This window comes from Paenibacillus sp. NPDC057886, assembly GCF_042796655.1.
Classification (GTDB): Bacteria; Bacillota; Bacilli; order Paenibacillales; family Paenibacillaceae; genus Paenibacillus.
In genome coordinates this window covers 142,764-166,360 of record NZ_JBHVMZ010000008.1, presented here as the reverse complement: position 1 = coordinate 166,360, position 23,597 = coordinate 142,764, and the positions used below count along the sequence as shown (strand labels likewise).

Annotated in this window: 22 protein-coding genes; all 22 read left to right on the top strand. The window is 48.0% G+C overall.

Features of this window, described 5'->3' with window-relative positions; all coding sequences use genetic code 11:
• Positions 1-18 precede the first annotated feature (18 nt).
• The 22 genes from ACFVQB_RS25505 to cntE (ACFVQB_RS25400) all read left to right on the top strand — a co-directional run bounded on the left by ACFVQB_RS25505 (position 19) and on the right by cntE (ACFVQB_RS25400) (position 23,565).
• Entirely contained in the window at positions 19-1,659 is a 1,641-nt protein-coding gene (locus ACFVQB_RS25505) for an ABC transporter substrate-binding protein (RefSeq protein ID WP_379446551.1), read from the top strand.
• 42 nt (positions 1,660-1,701) lie between these two features.
• Complete coding sequence (locus ACFVQB_RS25500; protein WP_090904473.1) at positions 1,702-2,634, top strand: ABC transporter permease; 933 nt, start codon at positions 1,702-1,704, stop codon at positions 2,632-2,634.
• Positions 2,635-2,689: 55 nt separating this feature from the next.
• Entirely contained in the window at positions 2,690-3,607 is a 918-nt protein-coding gene (locus ACFVQB_RS25495; RefSeq protein WP_379446534.1) for an ABC transporter permease, read from the top strand.
• A 24-nt stretch (positions 3,608-3,631) separates the two neighbouring features.
• The gene (gene ssuE / locus ACFVQB_RS25490; protein WP_379446876.1) at positions 3,632-4,180 is read left to right on the top strand and encodes an NADPH-dependent FMN reductase; all 549 of its coding nucleotides are present in this window, start codon (positions 3,632-3,634) and stop codon (positions 4,178-4,180) included.
• Positions 4,181-4,247: 67 nt separating this feature from the next.
• Complete coding sequence (locus ACFVQB_RS25485) at positions 4,248-5,120, top strand: LysR family transcriptional regulator (protein WP_024632592.1); 873 nt, start codon at positions 4,248-4,250, stop codon at positions 5,118-5,120.
• A gap of 74 nt (positions 5,121-5,194) precedes the next feature.
• Positions 5,195-6,256 (top strand): LLM class flavin-dependent oxidoreductase, encoded by a 1,062-nt coding sequence (locus ACFVQB_RS25480; RefSeq protein WP_379446875.1) that lies wholly within the window; start codon positions 5,195-5,197, stop codon positions 6,254-6,256.
• Positions 6,257-6,421: 165 nt separating this feature from the next.
• Entirely contained in the window at positions 6,422-7,582 is a 1,161-nt protein-coding gene (locus tag ACFVQB_RS25475) for an amidohydrolase (protein WP_379446874.1), read from the top strand.
• A gap of 262 nt (positions 7,583-7,844) precedes the next feature.
• Positions 7,845-9,452 carry a nickel ABC transporter substrate-binding protein gene (gene nikA / locus ACFVQB_RS25470; protein ID WP_379446498.1) on the top strand — a complete coding sequence of 536 codons (1,608 nt, stop codon included), beginning with the start codon at positions 7,845-7,847 and terminating at the stop codon, positions 9,450-9,452.
• Positions 9,453-9,470: 18 nt separating this feature from the next.
• On the top strand, positions 9,471-10,400 hold the full coding sequence (opp1B, locus tag ACFVQB_RS25465; protein WP_379446477.1) for a nickel/cobalt ABC transporter permease: 930 nt from the start codon (positions 9,471-9,473) through the stop codon (positions 10,398-10,400).
• A gap of 1 nt (position 10,401) precedes the next feature.
• A complete protein-coding gene (gene opp1C / locus ACFVQB_RS25460; RefSeq protein WP_379446469.1) occupies positions 10,402-11,286 on the top strand; it encodes a nickel/cobalt ABC transporter permease in 885 nt (294 codons plus the stop codon).
• A complete protein-coding gene (locus ACFVQB_RS25455) occupies positions 11,249-12,061 on the top strand; it encodes an ABC transporter ATP-binding protein (protein WP_379446425.1) in 813 nt (270 codons plus the stop codon). Before opp1C ends, ACFVQB_RS25455 begins: the two co-directional genes overlap by 38 nt.
• Entirely contained in the window at positions 12,061-12,822 is a 762-nt protein-coding gene (locus tag ACFVQB_RS25450; protein ID WP_379446414.1) for an ABC transporter ATP-binding protein, read from the top strand. The genes ACFVQB_RS25455 and ACFVQB_RS25450 overlap by 1 nt, the downstream gene beginning before the upstream one ends.
• Before the next feature lie 242 nt (positions 12,823-13,064).
• On the top strand, positions 13,065-13,898 hold the full coding sequence (locus ACFVQB_RS25445) for a histidine racemase CntK family protein (RefSeq protein ID WP_379446403.1): 834 nt from the start codon (positions 13,065-13,067) through the stop codon (positions 13,896-13,898).
• Positions 13,899-13,925: 27 nt separating this feature from the next.
• A complete protein-coding gene (locus ACFVQB_RS25440; RefSeq protein WP_379446399.1) occupies positions 13,926-14,720 on the top strand; it encodes a methyltransferase domain-containing protein in 795 nt (264 codons plus the stop codon).
• Between the two features lie 30 nt (positions 14,721-14,750).
• Positions 14,751-16,052, top strand: coding sequence for an opine metallophore biosynthesis dehydrogenase (locus ACFVQB_RS25435; protein WP_379446393.1), 1,302 nt, complete (start codon positions 14,751-14,753; stop codon positions 16,050-16,052).
• A gap of 60 nt (positions 16,053-16,112) precedes the next feature.
• Positions 16,113-17,729 (top strand): staphylopine-dependent metal ABC transporter substrate-binding lipoprotein, encoded by a 1,617-nt coding sequence (gene cntA, locus ACFVQB_RS25430; protein WP_379446380.1) that lies wholly within the window; start codon positions 16,113-16,115, stop codon positions 17,727-17,729.
• A 13-nt stretch (positions 17,730-17,742) separates the two neighbouring features.
• Positions 17,743-18,675 carry a nickel/cobalt ABC transporter permease gene (opp1B, locus tag ACFVQB_RS25425; RefSeq protein ID WP_379446376.1) on the top strand — a complete coding sequence of 311 codons (933 nt, stop codon included), beginning with the start codon at positions 17,743-17,745 and terminating at the stop codon, positions 18,673-18,675.
• On the top strand, positions 18,675-19,562 hold the full coding sequence (gene cntC, locus ACFVQB_RS25420; RefSeq protein WP_379446372.1) for a staphylopine uptake ABC transporter permease subunit CntC: 888 nt from the start codon (positions 18,675-18,677) through the stop codon (positions 19,560-19,562). Before opp1B (ACFVQB_RS25425) ends, cntC begins: the two co-directional genes overlap by 1 nt.
• Positions 19,543-20,388: a staphylopine uptake ABC transporter ATP-binding protein CntD gene (cntD, locus tag ACFVQB_RS25415; RefSeq protein ID WP_379446367.1), complete on the top strand. Its 846-nt coding sequence runs from the start codon at positions 19,543-19,545 to the stop codon at positions 20,386-20,388. The genes cntC and cntD overlap by 20 nt, the downstream gene beginning before the upstream one ends.
• Positions 20,354-21,118, top strand: coding sequence for an ABC transporter ATP-binding protein (locus tag ACFVQB_RS25410; RefSeq protein ID WP_379446361.1), 765 nt, complete (start codon positions 20,354-20,356; stop codon positions 21,116-21,118). The genes cntD and ACFVQB_RS25410 overlap by 35 nt, the downstream gene beginning before the upstream one ends.
• Positions 21,115-22,311 carry a staphylopine family metallophore export MFS transporter CntE gene (gene cntE, locus ACFVQB_RS25405; RefSeq protein ID WP_379446357.1) on the top strand — a complete coding sequence of 399 codons (1,197 nt, stop codon included), beginning with the start codon at positions 21,115-21,117 and terminating at the stop codon, positions 22,309-22,311. Before ACFVQB_RS25410 ends, cntE (ACFVQB_RS25405) begins: the two co-directional genes overlap by 4 nt.
• 27 nt (positions 22,312-22,338) lie before the next feature.
• Complete coding sequence (gene cntE, locus ACFVQB_RS25400; RefSeq protein ID WP_379446349.1) at positions 22,339-23,565, top strand: staphylopine family metallophore export MFS transporter CntE; 1,227 nt, start codon at positions 22,339-22,341, stop codon at positions 23,563-23,565.
• Positions 23,566-23,597: the final 32 nt, after the last annotated feature.

Here is a 23,597-nt window from a genome sequence, read left to right as displayed (position 1 = left end):
CACAGAGGGGGAAGCTATATGAACAGGTCTATCTCATGGATGAAATATATGGCATTGGCGGCAGTATTGGTGCTGGTATTATCCGGTTGCGGAGCAGCAGGTAACTCGAACAGTGAAGTTCAGGCTTCCGGTGGGGAGCAGGCGGGGCAAGTAGAAGGTGGGAATCTAACCTATGCTCTCGCCACATCGCCGGATACGCTGGACCCGCATCGAAGTGGCCTTGCCGTAACCGTACGTGCGATCCGAACCATCTATGACAATCTGGTGGTACAGCTGCCGGATGGTTCCATTAAACCTTGGCTCGCCAAGGAGTGGAGTGTATCGGAGGATGGCAAAAGTTATACGTTCAAGCTGCGTGAAGATGTGAAGTTCCATGATGGCACACCATTTAACGCGGAAGCCGTGAAGTTCAATCTGGATCGGGTGATCGATCCGACCACCAAAGCCGCCAATTCCCTTGCCCTGATTAGACCTTATAGCTCCTCGGAGGTCATTGATGAATACACGATCAAGGTGAATCTGGAACAGCCTTCGCAAGCCTTTCTCGGCAACTTGAGTCAGGCCCTGTTAGGAATCGTGTCACCTACAGCTGCCAAGAAATACGGCGATCAACTGGGTAAAAATCCGGTGGGCACTGGCCCGTATACCTTCGTGAAATGGGATGAAAATGCGGATATCGTTGTCTCCAAGAACAAGGATTACAACTGGGCTCCCGCAACTGTTGAAAATGAAGGTGCCCCTCATATTGATACAATTACGTTCAAAATTGTACCGGAAGAAGCAACGCGCATCGGCAGTGTACAGAGTAAGCAGGTACTTGCCGCCGAGACCGTTCCGCCGCAAAATATTGCTGCGTTGAAAAATGATCCGAACCAGCAATTACTGCAGGCCAATACCGTTGGTTTGCCGTATACCCTCTTTTTCAATCTGCGCAAAGCACCTTGGGATGATGTAAAAGTCAGACAGGCGGTGCAATCTGCTGTAGATGTGGAATCGATCGTGAAGACATTGTATCTGGGCAATTACGAACGAGCGTGGTCTGCACTGTCTCCTGGAATTCTCGGTTATGATGCCTCCCTGGAAGGAAGCATCAATCCGGATATCAACAAGGCCAACCAGCTGCTTGATGAGCAAGGCTGGGTCAAGGGAGCAGATGGCATTCGTGAAAAAGATGGTAAGAAGCTGACCCTGCATTATGTGGACGGTTCGCCGAACCGGGAGAAACGTAACGACATTGCTGCGATTATCCAGCAGCAGCTCAAGCAGGTGGGTATAGCTGTTGAGGTTGAAATTACGAAGGACGTTGCGACGGTCGTATATCAGAACTGGGATTATGATCTCTATGGCAACAGCCAGGTCAACTCTGATCCGAATGCACTCTATGCTTTCTATCATACAAGTGCAGAAGGTGAACGTCCGACATTATCAGGTCTATCCGATCCGAAGATCGATAAACTGCTGGAACAGGGAGCGGTGGAGGCTGATTCGAATAAACGTGTGGATATCTATAATCAGATCCAGCAATATCTGATCGAGCAGGCTGTCATTCTACCGATCTATGTGTTCCCTTATACGGTGGCTGCATCCAAATCGGTGCAGGGCATCAAGTTTGATTCGCTCGGGTATCCGCTCTTTAACGATGTTCGGATTCAGCCATAAAACGTACCGTCAATTATGCAGACAGGAAGGAGACGACCCGGTATGGTTCAAACGATACTGACAAGACTTGCTACATCGCTTCTGGTTATTTTCGGAGCTTCGGTGCTGGTGTACTGCATCATGTATCTGCTGCCGGGTGATCCGGTCCTGCTCATGCTGGACCCGTCATCGGCAACACCCGAGATGATTCAGAACCTGCGGGTTCAGCTTGGTCTGGATCAGCCGTTTTACATCCAGTTTGCCAACTATTTCGGAGACATGCTGCGCGGGGATTTCGGCAAATCAATGATCAATTCCGACCCGGTACTGCCCAAAATACTGGAACATTTCCCTGCCACACTGGCACTGACCGCGCTCAGCTCGATCATAGCCATTACCATCGGCATTACGCTCGGCGTACTGTCTGCCATTCATCGTAATGGCGTGATTGATTTCATCGCCCGGCTCGTTGGATTGTTTGGCATCTCCATGCCGACCTTCTGGACCGGCATTCTGTTGATCCTGTTGTTCTCGGTCCAGCTCGGCTGGTTCCCGGCGATGGGTTCCGACGGCTTCAGTTCATTGGTGCTTCCTGCTGCAACACTGGGCCTCGTCGGTGCGGGTTTCATCGTACGTATGGTGCGTAACAGCATGTTGGAAGTGGTGAACGAACCGTTTATCGTAGCATTGCGAGCAAAAGGTCTTTCACAGCGGACCATTATGTACGGTCATGCCTTGCGTAATGCGCTGATTCCTGCGGTGACGGTCATCGGCATGTTGATTGGTGATCTGCTTGCAGGAACCGTCGTGGTGGAGACGGTCTTTTCCAGACAGGGTATCGGCAGAATCATCGCGGATGCGTTGATGGCCAAAGACCTGCCTGTCGTGCAGGGAGTAGTCTTTTTCACAGCGATTATCTATGTAGTGTTGAATTTACTGGTGGATATCTCTTATGCGTACATTGATCCCAGAGTTAGGCGTGCAGTCCGAACGTGAGGACGGATGGAACAGTCTGAAACATCTGAACGCGTAGTGAGGAAGGAGGAGTCTTATGAGCATGAAACCATTGGTGGGTGACAAAAAAGGTTGGACGGCCAGAACAGGGCGTTTACGCCTGTGGAGTCGCCGTCCCCTGCGTCCCCGCGTCTCATTCGCGGTATCCCGTTTATTCTTTTATGCAGCTTTGCTGGTCGTGGTGTTTACCGTCACTTGTGCGATCGTGCCGGGCTGGATTGCTCCCTATGATCCTACTCAGATGATGACGGATGCCATCCTGCAGGCTCCCTCTGCTGCGCACCTGTTTGGGACCGATTATTTTGGCAGGGATATCTTCAGTGTGGTTGTGCATGGCAGCAGGGATTCACTGCTGATTGGATTTGCCTCGGTGCTGGTGGGTGGTATTGTGGGCAGTGCCCTTGGCATTATTGCCGGCTATACAGGAGGTGTTTTGGACACAATCACCATGCGTGCCGTCGATATTCTGATGGCCGTTCCCGGCGTGTTACTGGCCTTGTCCGTCGCGGCAGCGTTGGGACCTGGACTGCTTAACATTGCACTGGCTGTTGCGGTATCCTCCATTCCGGGATATGCACGGGTGATGCGTGGGCAGGTCATGTCCGTTAAAGGTTTGCCTTTTATTACAGCTACACGTTCACTTGGGGGCTCCAATGCCCGTATTTTCTGGAAGCATGTACTGCCTCATTCGTTGTCACCGTTGCTGGTTATGGCGACGCTGGGCGTGGGTACCTCCATTCTGACAGGCTCCGGGCTCAGCTTTCTCGGACTTGGCGTGTTGAAAGAGATACCGGATTGGGGAGCGCTGCTCTCGCAAGGGAGAGGTTATCTGACAGTTGCCTGGTGGATCTGTACCTTCCCGGGACTTGCAATTACCATGTTTGTGCTGGCGGTTAATCTGATTGGAGACGATATTCGCGATCGGCTGGACCCCAAAGTAAATGGAGCGGCTTGACCGCTATTCCAAGGAGGAATCATGATGTCACATGTCGTTATTATTGCCGGATCACCTTCCAAACGTTCGCGTCTGACAGGCCTTACGGATTACAGCAGTAATAAATTAAGAGAGGCAGGTATTACCGTTGAAGTGATTCATGTGGCCGACCTGCCAGCGGAAGATCTGGTGCAGGCCAAGTTTGATAGCTCATTCATTCGTGATGCTCTCGCTGTTGTTGAAGCCGCAGATGCAGTCATCGTGGCTACGCCGGTATACAAGGCATCATACTCAGGCGTGCTTAAGCTGTTCCTGGATCTGATTCCACAGGAAGGACTGCGGGGCAAGCTGTCTCTTCCATTAGTCATCGGGGGATCGATCGCCCATCTGCTCGCTATCGATTATGCATTGAAGCCTGTTCTGGCAGCACTTGGCGGCAGACATATTCTTGGCGGAGTATATGCGGTTGATCAGGGAATTGATCGACTCGATGACGGAAAATATGTGCTTTCAGCGGATATTACTACGCGATTGGATCGTTCTCTGGAAGAATTGATATTGACTCTGGAAAAGAATGGTATTACGATATCATAAAACCAAGTAAATTCATTGGATAAATAGATATAGATAACGTCTGCGGACGTGGATTCGGGGGGCGCTTATGAATATTGAGAATATTGAAGCATTTGTATACATCAATCATTACGGAAGCTTCAATAAGGCTGCCGAGGTACTCTTTTTGTCCCAACCTTCTGTCACCGCTCGTATTCAGTCCCTTGAACGTGAACTCGGCTGCAAATTGTTTGACCGTCTGGGCAAACAGATTGTGCTCACGGAAGAGGGGAGAAAATTCCTTCCCTACGCCCAGCAGGTGCTGCAAGTGATTCAGAAGGGCAGACAGAAGATCCAGCAACGCCGTACGACGCCCGATGCACTGCGACTCGGCAGTACGGTATCCGTATCCAACTATGTCATTCCAGACTTTCTGCCCAAAATCAAGGAAGCTTATCCTGAGGTCAGCATTAAGCTGACGACAGCAACGACAGATCAATTGGTCGCCAAGCTGCTTAGTCAAGAGATTGATCTGGCGTTTGTACGCAAGGTCATGCACCCGGCGATCCGCACGGTTGCTTTTTATGAAGATCCCATTCAGCTTTACGTTTACAAGGGACATCCGTTTATAGAACGTGGGCATGTCAGTATGGAAGCCATCCGGAATGAAAGACTGGTCTTTTTCGAATGTGGTTCACTGGACTGGCTGCGTATTCACCGGGCCTTTGACTCGCTGGAACATCCGCCGGATATTACATATCATGTCGATCATTCGGAAACGGCGAAGAAACTGGTTATGCAGGGGGCAGGCATTGCTTTTCTTCCTGGGTTAACGGTGCAAAAGGAAGTCCGGGAGCAGGAACTGTTCCCCATTCAGGTGCACGAGGTTGCAGGTGTATCGTTGCAGATCAGCGTCGTAACGTTAAAAGAAGAACATTCGCCTTTTGCAGAGCCTTTCGGGGAATTGCTGCGGCAGCTATAGAGCGTCATTAAGGAAGTAAGAAGTAAGGAAGGATTAAAGAGTCAGGTTCGGCATGATCGAAGGAGGAGAATATGATGGGTATTCGTGTTGGCATATTGGATCAAACCCCGATCTACGAAGGGGAGACGCCGATTGAAGCTTTTCGGCATACGATTGAATTGGTACAGCGGGCTGAACAGCTTGGATTTCATCGTTTCTGGGTATCGGAACATCATGATTCAGGCCATGTTGCCGGCTCCTCACCGGAAGTGCTCATTTCCCACTTGCTGGCGCATACGGAGCGGATCCGTCTCGGTTCTGGCGGGGTAATGCTGCAACATTATAGTCCCTACAAAGTGGCCGAGAATTTCAATGTGCTCTCTGCGCTTGGTCCGGGGAGAATTGATCTGGGTATTGGACGTGCACCGGGGGGATTGCCCCGTTCTACACAGGCACTACAGCAAGGGATTCAGGAGGCCGCTTCACTGAAGGATAAAATTAATCAGGTGAAGCAGTTCATCCATAATGAACCGCATGAAGATGAAACACATCCTTTGGCAGGTTTGAGCGCTGCACCGGTATCCGAAATCCCGGCGGAGCTCTACGTGCTCGGGGCAAGTGTCGATAGCGCAGGTATGGCGGCAGAACTGGGATTGCCTTATGTATTTTCATTGTTTATTAATAGCAACACGGAGGTCGCTCTGGAGGCTTTGCGTATTTACCGGGAACAGTTCGACCGCTCACATGGGCGGGAGCCGTACGCCATCCTCGCTATATCACTGATTGTGGCAGAGAGTACGGAAGAAGCCGAAGGACTGGCAAGTGAACATATGCTGGTCAAGATCCATCTGGAGAATGGAAAAGTATTAACCGTTGGTTCCGTGGAGCAGGCGGAAGAATTCGGGCGGCAGTCGAACGAGAAATATCGGATCGAGATTCTGGAGCCAAGTGTGACCAGAGGTACGAAGGAAACGGTTGGTCCGGCACTGGCGAAGTTCCAACAGGATTTTGCCGTGGATGAGCTGATTGTTACCACTGCCACACGTGATTTTGCCAAACGTATCCGTTCATTTGAATTGTTGCGTGAGGCGCTGGATGAGCAGGGACTGGGCCAATTCGCCAATGAGTCGACACCTGCGCAAACAGTGATCAGTTAGGCATATACATGGTAGAGAGCATACCTGCTGAGCGAAGTGACCCGTGTATTATATTAATCCGTCTTACGTGGCACATACGATGATCAAGGAGGCAATGTCGTGAGCAGTGATCTGAAACAGCCTGAGCAACAGGCAGAGCAAGAAGAACAGAGCCGCAAGCATGAAATTTCCGTTGGGCAGGATGAAGAATTTGCAGAGCACTTAACCGCGATTCGGCGACATTTGCATCGTAATCCTGAATTATCCGGAGAGGAACGGGAAACGACAGAAGCCATTCGGGGCTGGTTGGTGGAGGAAGGGGTACGGATTGCAGATGAGTATTCGCTGCGAACGGGCCTTATCGCTGAAATTGGCCAGGGCGATGGCCCGGTAGTGGCATTACGTGCAGATATTGATGCCCTGCCGATCCAGGAAGAAACGAAGCTAGAGTATGCCTCGCAAATCGCTGGCCGGATGCACGCCTGCGGTCATGATGCACACACCGCCATTCTGATCGGTGCTGCACGATTGTTGAAACAGCGTGAATCCCGGCTGCCGGGCAAGGTTCGTTTGATTTTCCAGCCTTCGGAGGAGAAGGCGACGGGGGCACGGCAGGTTATTCAGAGCGGAGCGCTATCCGAAGTTCAGGCTGTTTTTGGTTTGCATAACAAACCGGATCTGCAGGTCGGTACGGTAGGTATCCGTGAAGGAGCGCTGCTCGCAGCGGCGGATGGCTTTGTGGTCAAAGTAGAGGGTGTCGGAACCCATGCAGCAGTACCGGAAGCGGGCATTGATCCGATTGTCGTTGCATCTCATATTGTGACTGCATTACAGGCCATCGTGAGTCGTAATGTAGGAGCACAGGAGAGCGCCGTGATCAGTGTTACCAAAATTAACAGCGGAACCGCCTGGAACGTCATTCCGGAGGAAGCCATTTTGGACGGCACCGTGCGTACCTTTGACGAGAAGGTTCGTGCCCGGATTCGCGAGCGTTTCAACCAGGTGGTTGCTGGAGTAGCAGCAGCCTACGGGACACGGGCTACTGTACGCTGGATTCAGGGACCACCTGCCGTGGTCAATGATGCGTCATTGGCTGCTGCGGCGGAGCAGGTCGCGAGCGAGATTGGGTTGAACAGTATTCGACCGATACCTTCCCCGGCGGGCGAAGATTTTTCCTTTTACCAAAAGGAGATCCCGGGTCTGTTCCTCTTCCTCGGCACGTCAGGTCCGCACGAATGGCATCATCCTGCATTCGATGTGGACGAACGGGCGCTGCCGCTTGGTGCACATCTTCTGGCAGCGCTGGCTGAACAGTCACTGCAAAAGTTGCAGTCCAACGGCGAATAACCGATAACAGCTACGTAAATACGTAAATAAGAAATAAGTTAATACAATAAAATTGCGAATGGACGCATAAAACGGTTACCTCAATCAGGTGGCCGTTTTTTTGTTGTTTTCGTATTTTTAATTTTGTTATTGTGGTTCTCCACATTGTATGCTACGATTCTAATCGTAATTATTACTATTATAAATCGTAATAATTACTTATATTAAGTGTGAAGTATATGGGTTCAACTTATCTACTTCATGAGGGAAAAGGAAGGGAATTATGCATACATCACGCAAGGTTTACACACTCGCTTTATTGATTTCGATTCTGTTTGTATTATCGGCTTGTTCCGGGACAGAGGCAGGAAACGCAGAGCAAACCACCAAATCTTCCAACGCGGAGTTGGTCTTTGCGAGCACCAAGGATATTAGAGATATTAATCCTCATCTATACGCGGGAGAGATGCCAGCGCAGAATATGGTATTTGAATCCCTGGTGATCAATACGCCGGATGGCATTAAACCTGCACTGGCCGATAAATGGGATATATCAGAAGATGGCACAACGTATACCTTCTATTTACATAAGGATGTTCAGTTTTCGGATGGTGAGCCGTTTAATGCCGAAGCCGTGAAGATGAATATCGATGCAGTTCTGGAGAATGTCGAGAAGAATTCCTGGCTGAATCTGGTCGCTGAGATCAAGGAGACGAAGGTGATTGATGACTCTACGTTCCAAATTGTACTGAAAGACCCGTATTACCCGACACTGGAGGAATTGGGGTTAACACGTCCGTTTCGCTTCATCTCACCGAAAAGCTTTATTGACGGGACAACTGCGAATGGAGTCAGCAGCTATGCAGGTACAGGGCCGTATATTTTAACAGAGCACAAGCAGGACCAGTATGCGACATTTACGGTAAATGAAAATTATTGGGGGGACAAACCCCGAATCCAAACGATTAAGTGGAAAGTCATGCCTGACCATCAAACGATTCTGCTTGCCCTGGAAAAGGGAGAAGTAGACCTGTTATTCGGTTCGGACGGTGACATGGTGGATAATGAATCATTCAAAGTACTGACGGATCAGGGGAAATACAGTACGGTTATCAGTCATCCGGTGGGCTCACGTGCGATCGTTCTCAATACCAACCGTTCAGCAACGCGCGAGCCTCAAGTACGTGAAGCGCTGATGTATGCCATTAATAAACAAATTATAGCGGATGGCATTCTGAATGGGACTGAACAAGTGGCGGATACACTGCTCTCTACCTCGGTTCCATACGCTGATGTGGGCCTTGAAGGGGTGCAATATGACATGAACAAAGCGAGCGAGCTTCTTACAGCGGCTGGCTGGGTGGCAGGCTCGGATGGCTATCGTTACAAAGATGGGAACAAACTTGAATTGACGATCTATTACAACTCCGATAACGCGCAGGAGCGAACCATTAGTGAATCCATGCAAAATGATCTGAAGCAGGTTGGTATCGCGTTGAACATTGTTGGAGAAGAAAAGCAGGCCTATCTGGATCGTCAGAAAACGGGTGAATTCGATCTAATGTATTCCCTCTCCTGGGGATTGCCATATGATCCGCAAACGTATGTCTCTTCATGGAGGGTGCCCTCCCACGCCGATTATCAAGCCCAATTGGGACTGGAGAAAAAAGAATGGCTGGATCATACCATTACGGATCTGATGGTTGAGCAGAATGAAGAACAGCGCGAGCAAATGTACAAAGAGATTTTAACGTACATTCATCAAGAAAATGTATATATTCCATTGACCTATTCCGTTACCAAAGCCGTTCATATTAAGGCTTTGCAGGGTGTGGGCTTTAACGTTTCCCAATACGAAATTCCGTTTGAGAAGATGGTTTTCGAAGAGTAATCAGAGAGGAGGATTACCTTGGGCAGGTACGTCATGAAACGCATGTTGGCTATTATTCCGGTGCTGATCGGTATTTCATTTTTATCATTTGTGCTGATTCATTTACGAACCAGTGACCCGGCCGAAGTGGCCTTACGCGTGAATCAGGTTACACCAACGCAGGAGATGGTCGATGCCATGAGGGAAACACTGGGTCTCGACAAGCCGTTTCTTACCCGGTATGTCGAGTGGATTGGCAGCAGCATTCAGGGCGATTTCGGAATGAGTTATGTCAATCAACAACCGGTTGGAGAGCAGATTGCACGCGCACTTCCAGCTACCTTACAACTGTCAGCGGTTGCCCTCGTTATCATCCTGACGGTAAGTATTCTGATTGGTGTGCTCAGCGCCATATATGAAAACAGCATATTGGACCGTTTGATGCGTGCATTGGTCTTTATTGGCACAGCCATGCCGAGCTTCTGGATTGGCATTCTGCTGATGTGGTTGTTTGCCGTGAAGCTGAATTGGTTCCCCACAAGTGGTATGGAGCAGGCAAGTTCAGTCATCCTGCCCGCAGTAACACTGTCCCTGGTCTTCATCTCTACCTATGTCAGACTGATACGCAATAACATGGTGCAAAACAAAACCGAAAACTACGTGTTGTACGCTCGTGTCAGAGGATTGAAGGGACGGACGATTATCTGGAAAGTATTCCGGAATTCACTTCAACTATCGATCACGGCGCTCGGCATGTCGATTCCGAAGTTAATCGCGGGCACGGTGATTGTGGAAAATATTTATGCATGGCCAGGCATAGGGCGACTGTGCGTCACAGCCATTTTTAATTCCGATTTTCCAATTATTCAAGCCTATATTCTGATTATGGGTGTCATGTTTGTTGTATGCAATCTGCTCGTGGATCTTCTGAATTCAGCTCTGGATCCTCGGATAAGAAAGGAGGGGTAACATGATGTTCTGGAAGCGCCTGGTGTCTGACAAAATGGCAGTATTATGTATGATTACGATCGCACTTGTGGTCGTCGCTGGCGTGGGAGCACCCTGGCTCGCACCACATGATCCCACGAGTTTAGACATTATGAACAAATATGCAGGGATCAGCCTTGAATATCCATTGGGTACAGATCAGCTCGGGCGTTGTAATCTGTCACGTCTTCTTTATGGCATTCGTACAACGATTCTGTTCGCTGTAATTACAACCGCGATTACGATTGCGATTGGAACTCTACTGGGCATCATATCGGGTTATTTTCGCGGCAAGGTGGATGAGGTTATTATGCGGATCTGTGACATGATGCTCTCCTTTCCGGCAGAAGTCATGATTCTGGCTATTGTCGGCATTCTGGGCCCAGGTCTGCTGAATGTCGTTGTCGCCAATATTATCGCCAAATGGGCATGGTACACCCGGATGATTCGCACAACAGTTATTCAATACACGGACAAGAACTATATTCGTTTTGCCAAAGTTTCGGGATGCGGGACGGGTCATATTATGAGAAAACATGTGCTGCCAGGTGTCTCCGGCGAAGTCGCTGTCTTTGCAACACTGGATACGGGCTGGGTCATCCTGAATATATCGGCTTTATCCTTCCTTGGTCTGGGTGTACAGGCACCCACGCCGGAGTGGGGCATGATGCTGAATGATGCGAAAAATGTGATGATTACTCACCCAACCCAGATGCTCGCGCCTGGACTAGCTATTCTGCTCGTTGTGGCTGCTTTCAACTTTTTGGGAGACAGCCTGCATGCGGCAATGAATCCGAAGAGTTATACGCATAAGAAGGGAGGCCGGTTGAATGTCTTTATTAGAAGTAAAAAATCTATCCATCACTGACAGCAGAACCGGTCTGTCCATCGTGCAGAATCTAAGCTTTACGTTGCAGCCTAATACCTGCCTTGGCATCGTGGGTGAGAGTGGCAGCGGCAAATCCTTATCCACGAAAGCCATTCTGGGATTGGCTTCTCCCTGGCTTGAAATGAGTGGAACAGCTTTCTATCAAGGAAAAGACTTATTACAGCAAAGCGGGGAAGAGCTTCGAAAGATCCGCGGTCAGCGCATTTGCATGATTCTACAGGATGCAATGACGGCGTTTAACCCGCTCGAACCGATCGGAAAACAAATGATGGAGACCTTTCGAGAGAACCTTCGAATCCCCAAAAAACTAGCCAAACAACTGGCGGCGGATGCCCTGCATCGTGTTCATATCCTTCAACCTGAGCAGGTTCTGCAAAAGTATCCACACCAACTGTCCGGAGGCATGCTGCAAAGGGTAATGATCTCCATTGCCATGATGTTGAAACCTGACATTATCATTGCAGATGAGCCGACAACTGCACTGGATTCGATTAACCAGCGTGCGATTGTTGAGCAATTCAAGCAACTTCGCGAAACGATGGGCATGTCCATTATTTTCATATCTCATGATTTGGGTGTTGTGCAATATTTGGCAGACGATCTCATCGTTATGCAGGATGGGGAATGCATCGAACAGGGGAAGGCGAATGACGTATTTTCGAATCCGCAGCATGAATTTACACAGTATTTGATTGAGACCCGAATCAAGCTGTCCGAGCCTTTTCAGGCTTCCATGGAAGCAGGTGTGCAGTAATGTTGGTGGAAGTGAAACATCTTTCCAAAAGCTACCCCAAATCGGGTGGTTTTTTTCGGAAAGAGAGAACGGACATTCTGAAAGACATTCATTTCGACATCCGTGAAGGTGAATGCCTGGGTCTGATTGGTGAGAGTGGAAGTGGGAAAAGCACGCTGAGCCGCCTGATTCTTGGCCTCGAGAAAACAACACAAGGTGAGGTCCGGATTGAGGGAATGCTCGTTTCGCAATGGATGAAGAATCATAAAGGCAAAATGAGTGTTGTATTTCAGGATTATACGTCTTCGGTCAATGCCAAATTTATCGTGCGGGATATTATAGCCGAACCGTTGGTTGCACTGGGGGATATCGCTGATCTGGATGAATGGGTTAATGACCTGCTCGCCAAGGTGGGGCTTCCTCATGCGGTCATGCACAAGTATGCTCACGAACTGAGTGGGGGGCAATTACAACGGGTATGCATTGCACGTGCGATCTCAACCAAGCCTAGATTTTTAGTTCTGGATGAAGCGCTCAGTTCACTGGATGTTTCCGTTCAGGCTCAGATTCTGGAACTGCTTCGTTCTCTTCAGCATGAAATGAACATGACCTATCTCTTTGTTGCACATGATCTTCAGGCCGTGGCGAATCTGTGTGATCGGGTACTTTTTCTCTATCGGGGAACAATCGTGGAGGAGCTTGAACGGAATTGTCTCTCGGATGCAACCAATGAATATGCAAAAGCATTGCTGGCATCCGTAATGCCTTTTAGTCGTCGCTGATGTATCTCTAAATTGAAAACGTTGTGCGAAATAGGGTTGACGCAAATGCGTCAGCTCTGTTCCCGTTTGAACATAAAATGATAGTCGTAACGCTCTATTTTTGATATGGAAATATTTGTTGACGCTCGCAAGTAGGGTGTGCTATATTTTTCTCGACTGATAATCGTAATCATTACTATTAACGGATTGTAGCAAAATAAACTCAACTGAATTCCATCACAAGAATAGGAGTAGCGGCTGCGATGAAACAGGAAATTGATTTTATCAAGTTTAATCCCACTCAAAATATGACGGTTCTGGTGAGAACGGATCATCCAGCTGAGACATATCCACACATCGCCGCCCAAATTATGTCCTATGACAACGTCTACGCCGAACAAGTGGGGTTCATTGGTGGAGCGGTAAAACAGGAGGCGGCTGCCCATCTGGAAATGGCCGGTGGAGAGTTCTGCGGAAATGCCTGCATGGCCTTGGCTGCGTATATCGCGTCCGAGAACGAGTTGGAATCCACTGATTTTACAGAAATCGTCTTGGAGGTTTCCGGGACGGATCAATTAATCAGGTGTCAGGTGAAGCAGCAGCAGAATGAATATTTTTGCCAAGTAACGATGCCGCTTCCTGAGCAGATTGAACGACGAACCGTCAAGTATGAAGGAATCGATATGGATATTGTAATTGTGCGGTATCGGGAGTTCATCCATATCGTCATTGAAGTGGAAGCGTTCGATGAAGCGATCAGAAAGAGAGCACAAGCGCTGGCACGATTATTAGGCTTAACCTTGGGGGATAAGCTGATTGGGATTTTATTATACATATCCCATTCGGATGAGCTGGCACCGCTCATATATGTCCCACAACTGGATAGTCTGATCTGGGAAAGGGGGTGCGGTTCGGGTACAGCCTCCGTGGGAGCCTATCTGGCATGGAGCAGGCAAAGGGAGATCGTTCGGCATATCAAGCAGCCCGGTGGTGCGATTAAAGTGATGGCGCAATGGAATGGAGCAGAGGTTGAACGAATTACGATCGAAGGATCGGTTGGAATCGTGGCCCAGGGCAAAGCATTTATAGATGCATGACCATGACGAGTTGTAGGAGGAAAAGGAATGCAGACATTGATTGATTTTCAAACATGCTTGAGTGAATTTTCCGGGAAATTCGATGAGTTGGCAGGCAGATATGATCATACGGTTCAGCACAGCTCAGCGCTGGAGGCTTTAATTGATGACTATTCCGCGTTTATAACGGACAAGCAAAATGAACGAATCTGGGAACAGCTCGATCAGCAGGAGTCAGGCAGCATGCATCAACTTGTGCTTGATCTGCGAGACAAATCTGCACGGTGTGTGGCGATCATGGAGAAATATCGGGCATTGAAGCTGCAAGACGGAGATGTGGAAATTGCGGATTATTTCAGAAACATAGAAGAATGTATTGAAAAAGAGTTTGGCAGCTTTCATGTCACCTCGGATTCCAAAGTGCTGCTGGTAGGCTCCGGGTCATTTCCGATGACGCCTTTGTTTATCGCCAAGCGAACAGGGGCAGAGGTGGTTGGCATCGATATTGACGCAGAAGCCATTACACTCGGGCAGAAGGTTGTGGAGAAGCTGGGTGCGGGCCTGAACATTCATTTGGAGCAAACATTGGTGCAGGACCTTGCTTTTACGAGAAAAGCAACACATATCATTTTCAGTTCTACGGTTACCAATAAATATGATCTGCTCGATCAATTGCATGTATTGACGAATGAACATGTGGTGGTGGCGATGAGGTACGGTAACCAGTTAAAGTCGTTGTTTAACTATCCGATGAGAGAGACCGACAGCAGCAAGTGGAAACTGGTCGACAATATCCTGCGTCCGGATGATGTGTTCGATATTGCGTTATACCAAAAAGCATAGCTCGCTTGAGCTTGGGAAAGAGAGGTCCATATGAGCGGATTTCAACGAGTGCTGTTGCTCGGAACAGGCCCTGCATCCATTCAGCTGGCAGTATCGCTCAAAAAGCAATTCAGCAGCACCGTAGGCATCGTGGGCAGAGAATCGGTGCGCTCAGAATCGTTTTTTGAAGCAGTTCGACAAAGTGACGGATTCATTGGAGCAAGCATTCAAAATGAAAAGCATCGACCGTTGGCAGGTGAATGCTTCATCGATCGGGTGTTTAAGGGATATGAAACTATTGAAGGCGAATGGGATACGCTCATTTTCGCTGTGACAACGGATGCTTATATCGATGTATTGAAACAAATGAAGGATAACTTCATCAAACAAGTGAAATTCATCATTTTGGTCTCTCCAACCTTTGGCTCCAACATGCTGGTAAGCCATTATGTGAGGCAGCTGCATGCGGATACGGAAGTGATCAGTTTCTCTACCTATCTGGGGGATACCCGATGGATGAATGACCAACCCTCCAATCATGTCATTACAACAGGAGTCAAGAAAAAGGTCTATATCGGTTCCACGTCTACTCCTTCGGAACCTGTGGACAGACTGTGCAAGATGTACGAGCAATTGGGCATTGCACTGGAAGTTATGTCTTCTCCAATTGAGGCGGAAACGAGAAATATTTCTTTATATGTGCACCCGCCGTTGTTCATGAATGAGTTTTCATTGGATGCCATCTTCGGAGCGTCAGACACACGAAAATATGTATATAAAATCTACCCGGAAGGTCCTGTAACCCAATATTTGATTCGGGACATGCGGACACAGTGGAACGAGATAATGACGATTACGGATAGGCTCCGTATCCAGGGTGTCAATCTGCTGCAATTCATGACGGATGATAATTATCCGGTACGATTGGAGAGTTTGTCACGCCAGGATATCGAGAATTTTAATCAGTTGCAGGACATTCATCAAGAGTATTTATTATACATACGATACACCTCGCTATTGATTGATCCCTTTTCGGAGCCCAACCCGGAGGGTAAATATTTTGACTTTTCGGCTGTTCCCTTCAGGAAGATGTTTGTCAATCAGGATGGATTTTTGGACATTCCCAGAATGCCCAAGGAGGATTATTACCGTATCAAAATCATTCAGGGCATTGCGAGACATTTGCAGGTAAGCTGCCCAACCATTGATACGTTTATTGCCACCTATGAGGCGAAGATTCAAGAAGTTGCTCGCGCTCACCCGGATCAGGATCTATCCGATGCTTTTGTCGTTCAAACCTTCAATGAAGACATTCGGATGATCTGCACAGGGCTGGCGAACACCAGGGGCTAGTTACATCTCAACTATAAAAGTTGAACTTGTATTTATCTTTCATTATCAGGAGGAAATGTTGTGAAAAAGGGTAGTGCTTTTGGATTAATATTGCTGTTATTGTCTGTGATTACCGTGCTTGCAGGATGTGGGCAAGCGGAGGGGACAACAACGAAGTCAGCGAATAGCGGGGTCAAGTCTGAACTCATCTATTCATCCGCCAAGGATATTAATGATATGAATCCTCATTTGTACACAGGTTCCATGCCCGCACAAGGGATGGTTTACGAATCTTTGGTCGAAAACACGGTCGATGGAATCAAACCATTGCTGGCAGAATCCTGGGATATTGCCGAAGACGGGAAAACGTATACGTTCCATTTGCGACAGGATGTGAAATTCCATGATAGTGAACCGTTTAACGCCGAGGCAGTCAAACAAAATATCGATGCGGTTCAGGCGAATGCTGAAAAACATGCCTGGATTAAGCTGTCCACCAAAATTGTAAGTACAAAAGTCTTGGATGAATACACATTTGAACTGGTACTTTCCGATCCCTATTATCCTGCTCTGGTGGAGCTGTCCATGACCAGACCGTATGTGTTTATATCCCCCAAGGATTTTTCGAACGGAGGCACAAAGGACGGGGTAAGCGGTTATCACGGCACAGGGCCCTACAAGCTGACAGGACATAAAATCGATGAGAATGCAACGTTCGAAGCCAATGAAGATTACTGGGGCGGCGCACCTGAGATCCAAAAAATCACGTCCAAGGTTCTGCCGGCAGGGGAAACGACATTACTGGCATTACAGAAGGGCGAAATCAACTTTGTGTTCACCGATGATCGGGGTGCGGACAGCATTGATGTTGAAGCCATGAATCAATTGGCTGACTCGGGTGATTTCCAAGTGGTCCGAAGTGAAGCAATGAATACAAATCTGATCGTCGCCAATAGCAGCAAAGTGGATAACCCTGTCCACGAAACGGCTGTCCGTGAAGCGATATGGGTTGCCATTGATCGGGAAACGATCAGCAATGATATTTTTAACGGAACACAGACCGTAGCGGACACCTTATTCTCGTCAAACGTTAACTATGCCCATGTTGAATTGAAGAAGCGGGAGTATAATCCCGAGACTGCAAAGGAGCTTTTGGAAAAGGCAGGTTGGACATTACCAAACGGTAAGGCAGTAAGAACGAAGAATGGTCAGCAATTAGCTCTGACATTGTATTATGACAGCAATTCATCTTCGCAAAAAACACAGGCGGAATTGATCCAGCATGCCTTAAAAGGATTGGGTATTCAGCTGGAGATTGTCGGTGAGGAATCCACTTCCATCGCGAACAGAAGGGCAACCGGGGAATATGATCTGCTGTTCAATCAAACCTGGGGACTGGCGTACGATCCACAGAGCACAATCTCTGCGTTTACTTCGGATTCTGCCTATAAACATACAACAAGCGGTCTTGCCCAGGCGAATGAACTATATAAGAAAATTGATGAAGTCATGGTGTCCACAGACGAGGCATCCCGCCAATCCTTGTACGCCGACATTATGAAAATTGTCCATGATGAAGCGGTGTTTATTCCGATTACCAATGGGCGTGTTACTGTCGTGGCTCCCAAAAATCTGGACGGAATCTCATTCAAACAGACTCAATATGAATTACCATTTGAGCAAATGAAATTTAAATAGAGCGGGGATGGATATGGGAAGTTATATAGTCAAACGGATATTGCTCGCCATACCCTTGCTGTTCGTCATTTCATTGATAACGTTTGTACTCATTAACCTTTCGCCCCTGGACCCTGCCGTAGTTGTATTACAGGCACAGGAGGTTCCTCAGATCACGGATGAATTAATCGCCCAAACGAATGAAGCATTGGGGTTCGATAAACCGTTCGTCATTCAGTATGTGAATTGGTTGATTGCCTGTATGCAGTTTGATTTTGGCAGCTCGTATGTATCCGGTGAACCGGTGTGGTCCTTGGTTGGTCCTGCCTTACTGAACACATTAAAATTAACGCTGGTATCATCGGTGTTCATTATTGGATTCTCCATCCTGTTGGGTGTGATCTGTGCCATGAGAGAAGGGAAAGTCGTCGATAAATCAGTCAGAGGCCTCTCGTTTATCCTGACCGCTATGCCATCCTACTGGCTCGCAGCCATCCTGATTTGGTATTTGTCCGTCAAGCTGGACTTGTTGCCTACGAGCGGAATGGATTCGTTGAAGAGCTATATTCTGCCGGTGATTGTGATTACGGTGAGTTATACAGGCATTTATTTTAGAACGGTCCGGAGTTCAATGTTAAGCAACATGAATGAGGATTACGTGCTCTATGGAAGGGCAAGCGGCTTAAGTGAGCGGAAGGTGACCCTGCATATTTTGCGTAATTCGCTGCAAGTGGCGGTATCCATATTTTGCATGGCGATTCCCATTGTGCTGGGCAGTACCGTCGTGATTGAAAATGTGTTTGCCTGGCCGGGACTTGGGAGGTTGAGCGTGCGTTCCATCCTCAATCGGGATTTTCCGATTATTCAGGCGTATGTTCTTATTTTGGCCGTAACCTTTGTGCTGTTTAATACGATTTCTGACGTGATCAATGCGGCGATGAATCCCCGGTTAAGAAAGGATCTCTGATGCAATTATTAAGAAATTTGAGCAAAGACAAGCTTGCGATGACATCGCTTGCTGTCATTGTAATTATTATTGCTGCGGGCCTATTTGCCCCTTGGTGTGCACCCCATGACCCGGAGGAAGTGAATATGAAGCTTCGGTATGCTTCCTCCTCCTGGGGCTATTGGTTAGGAAATGATCATTTGGGCAGATGTGTGTTATCGAGACTCATTTATGGTATTCGTCCCAGTGTGCTATGGGTATTGGTAGCCTTGATGATATCTGTTCTGGTCGGAGCAATCGTCGGATTTATTGCGGGTTACTTCAAGGGTAAGACAGATGCCTGGATTATGAGAGTTTGCGATGTGATGCTGTCTTTCCCGGGATACGTCATGACACTGGCGGTGGTCGGCATTTTGGGTACGGGACTTGAACATATTCTGATTGCGTTTGTGGTCATGAAATGGGCGTGGTTTGCCCGCGTCATTCGAACATCCGTGATGCAGTTCTCTGAGATGGAGTATGTGAATTTCGCCAAGGCCTCTGGCATTGGCAGTTTTAGAATTATAACCAAGCATATTGTTCCGGTTACATTTGCCGATATTGCGGTGATTGCCAGTGGTTCCATGTGTTCGATGATGCTTCAAATCTCAGGACTCTCTTTTCTGGGTTTGGGAATTCAGGCCCCTCATGCGGAATGGGGGATGATGTTGAATGAGACAAGGGAAGTCATGTTCTCCAGACCGGAGCTGATGCTGGCACCTGGACTAGCCATTGTCATTGTGGTGTCGGCCTTTAATTTTTTATCAGATGCGCTTCAGGTCGCTTTGGACCCCAAATTAATGACTTTCCAAGGTAAGCTTCGTGTAAAAGAGGTGGGAAAGACCGTTTATGAATATAGTAGAGGTTAAACATTTGAAGATCTGGGATGCCAATACGGACAAGGTCATTATTCATAACAGTTCATTTCAGGTCAAACAAGGAAGCTGTCTGGCCATTGTCGGGGAAAGCGGAAGTGGCAAGTCCGTCACATGCAGGTCCATTATGCGTTTGAATAAACCCTGGATTCGCCAATCCGGAACGATTCTCTTCAAAGGCGAGGACTTGAACCAGCTTTCTGAACAAGAGATGAGACGAAGAAGAGGCAAAAACCTGTGCATGATTCTGCAAAATGGCATGAGTGCATTTGATCCTTCTTGTGTAATCGGTGTCCATATTCGAGAGACGCTCCAGACGCATTTCGACTGGAATAACAAAGAGAGCGAACGGAAGATCATTAGCGCTATGGAAAGCGTCATGTTGAAGAATCCGCAGGAAATCCTGAATCAATATCCACATCAGTTATCAGGTGGCATGTTGCAGCGAATCATGATTGCATTGGCACTCGTGTTGGAGCCGGATCTGATCATTGCGGATGAACCCACAACGGCGCTGGATACGATCTCTCAATATGAAGTGGTTGAACAGTTGATTCGACTACGCGAACGAATGGGTTGTTCCATGCTGTTTATATCTCATGACCTCGGTGTGGTTCAGAAGATTGCGGATGAAGTGATGGTCATGAAAGATGGAGCCATTGTCGAAAGTGGGGACATTCGGTCTGTTTTTACGAAGCCGGAGCATGCCTATACTCAATATTTGGTTTCCACCCGGTTGGAGCTGAGCCATCATTTCATGAAATTGATGCAGGGAGGGGATACAGATGCTCAAGGTGGATGGGATAGAAAAGTCCTATAAACAAGGCGGATTATTCTCCAAACAAAGGCAGCAGGTTTTGAAAAAAGTTGTATTTGAATGCCAGCAAGGCGAATGTCTCGGCATCATCGGTGAAAGTGGGAGCGGCAAGTCCACGTTGGGACGACTGATTCTGGGCATTGAAAAGCCTGATCGCGGGCGTATTTTATTGGAGGGGAAAAACGTGAATGATCGCCGCGTGAGGATGGGCAGCATCAGTGCCGTATTTCAAAATTATACGTCCTCCATTAATCCATTTCTCACGGTGGAGGAAGCCATTATGGAGCCCCTAAAGGCTCAAAAAAAAGTGGAAGCGGATATGCAAAGCAAGGTGGATACGTTGTTGCATCAAGTGGGATTGGACTCTTCCTACAGGTTCAAATATCCGCATGAATTATCCGGTGGAGAGGCTCAGAGAGTATGTATTGCGAGAGCTATATCTACTGAACCCCGATGCATTGTATTCGATGAAGCCATCAGTTCTCTGGACGTGTCTGTGCAGATTCAGGTGCTGCGATTGTTAAAAGAATTAAAGCAATTCTATCAGATGAGCTACGTGTTCATTACGCATGATATTCAGGCGGCAGCCTATATTTGCGACAGGGTTATTATTTTCAGGGACGGTCAGATTGAGGAAATGGTACCTATTGAGCAATTGAAGGATGTTCAATCCGTTTATGCCAGGAGATTATTAACCTATTTAATAACGTTTCAGGGGGAGGATCGAGGATGAGTGGGGCGATGTCATGGCCGTTTCTGCGTTTGTACATCCTGGTTCTTCTGTATTTTAGTGCAAATGCAATTCTTAATGTCATTATTCCTTTACAGGGTGAATCCTTGGGGGCGAGCAGTACAACCATTGGGCTGATTATGGGTGCCTATATGTTCACGACTATGTTTTTCAGGCCATGGGCAGGCCATATCATTCAAAAGCGTGGACCGATCAAAGTACTTCGTTTTATTCTGATTATCAATGGATTCGCCCTGATTTTATACACGTTTACAGGGCTTGGAGGCTATCTGGTCGCTCGTATTTTACAGGGGGTATCAACCGCTTTCTTTTCCATGGCGCTGCAGATTGGCATTATTGATGCCCTGCCGGAGAAAGACCGTTCCCAGGGCATTTCCTATTATTCGTTGTTCAGTTATATTCCCGGCATTGTGGGACCTGTCTTGGCGCTAGGGATTTGGCAGACAGGCGGCATGGATTATTTTACGGTTGTACTCATCGGTATTGCCATCTGTACAGGTGTCTTTGGATATACCGCCAAAATGGACAAGAGCAGGGAGCAGCATGCTGCTGGAAATCGATCGGAGCAGAGCGTAAGCATGTTTCAATCCTTTCGTCAGTTGCTGCAAAATCCATTCTTGTTTAGATGCAGTGTATTGATGCTGAGTGCTTCCGTTGTGTTCGGTGCCATCACGACCTTTATTCCGCTGTACACCAGTCAATTGCCAAGCGGCAATGCGGGTATCTATCTGATGCTTCAGGCAGGAACTGTTGTGCTCGCCCGGATTATGTTACGTAAAAAAATCCCCTCCGATGGCAGGTGGCACGCACCTTTTATCATGGGAACGATGTTCCTGTTGGCAATAGCCGCACTATGTGTAAGCTGGGCAATCACTGGAGGAGCCACCCTTCTGTATGTGGGGGCCATCTTGATGGGTATCGCTCAGTCCATTCTGTATCCGACGTTAACCACCTATTTATCCTTTGTATTGCCACAGTTGAATCGGAATGTGTTAATCGGTTTATTTATTGCGACAGCAGATTTGGGTGTATCTCTGGGCGGGGTGTTGATGGGACCAATCGCTGATCTATCCTCCTATTCGTTTATGTACATGATTTGTGCTATCCTAGGGGCGGTGATGATTGTTTTTGCCTATGAACGAAGAAAACCAGTCACAGATATGTCTGTGGGTTAACTGCCAGAAGAAAGTGGGGGTAACGGTTTGAGGTCTTCTGTAACGGGGAACGGCAGATTAAACCCGGTATCTTTTTCATTTATCCGGTTTTATCTGTTAGCCTTTTTATTTTTTGCCGCGAATTCGGCTTTGACGATTATTCTCCCTTTGCGGAGTGAAGCAGCAGGATTGAACCAGGCCGAGATTGGTCTGATGATGGGGGCATACATGTTTACGTGTATGCTTCTAAGGCCTTTTGCGGCGCAGCTTCTGGGGCGTTACGGTCCGCTCCTTGTAATGAAATGGCTGTTGATTTTGCATGCCGCAACATTGCTGTTGTTTGTTGTGTTTGGTGTGGAAACGTATTTGTGGCTGCGGGCGCTGCAAGGTGTAGCCACGGCCTTTTTTTCCATGACGATGCAGGCTGGCATTGTTGAAAAGCTGGAGGATAAGGACCGGGCTCAGGGATTATCCATGTATACCCTTTTTACGATGGTCCCGTCTCTGGTCATTCCCATACTTGCCATCCAAATCTGGGAAAATGCCAGCGACATCTGGTTTACTTTGCTAATGATCGGTTTGGCGGCCCTTCCGCTCCTGATCGGCTATAACGTGGACTTGCCCCGAAGCACGGTACAAAATAAATCGTATACGCTGGGGGATATGGTGCGGTCATTCGGCGGCATCTGGCGCAGCACACCGCTGTTGATCAGCAGCGTAGTTATGCTGTTTGCATCATGTGTATTTGGAGCCACGGCGACCTTTCTTCCGCTGTATATGGTATCGACCGGGAAGGCGAGTGCGGGGGTGTTTTTAACGATCCAGGGGCTGATTGTCATTCTGTGCAGGTTCATTCTGCGCAAAAAAATTCCGTCCGACGGCAGCTGGAATACCTGGTTGATGGCGGGGTTGATGTTGTGTGCGGCACTGGGAACCCAGTTGCTCGCTCTGCTGGAGACGATCGGTCCACTGGTGTACCTGTCCGCGGTGTTCAGCGGTTTTGCCTTGGCATTGCTATACCCAACATTGACCACCTATTTGTCATTTGTGCTGCCTGCCGATTCCCGATATGTACTGATGGGTATTTTCATGTCCTCGTATGATCTGGGCTTCTCTCTTGGAGGGCTTGCGATGGGACTAATTGTACAAATAAGCTCGTATTCCACCATGTTTACGATCTGCACGCTGCTATCCGTTGCAGCCATGATTCTCGTTGTAGCTTTCAGGCAAAGGATGGAAGCAGGTAATAGGACTAAATCTGTGGTGACGGCCTGATTGTATGGCATCTATAAGAAAAAAGTTAAAGG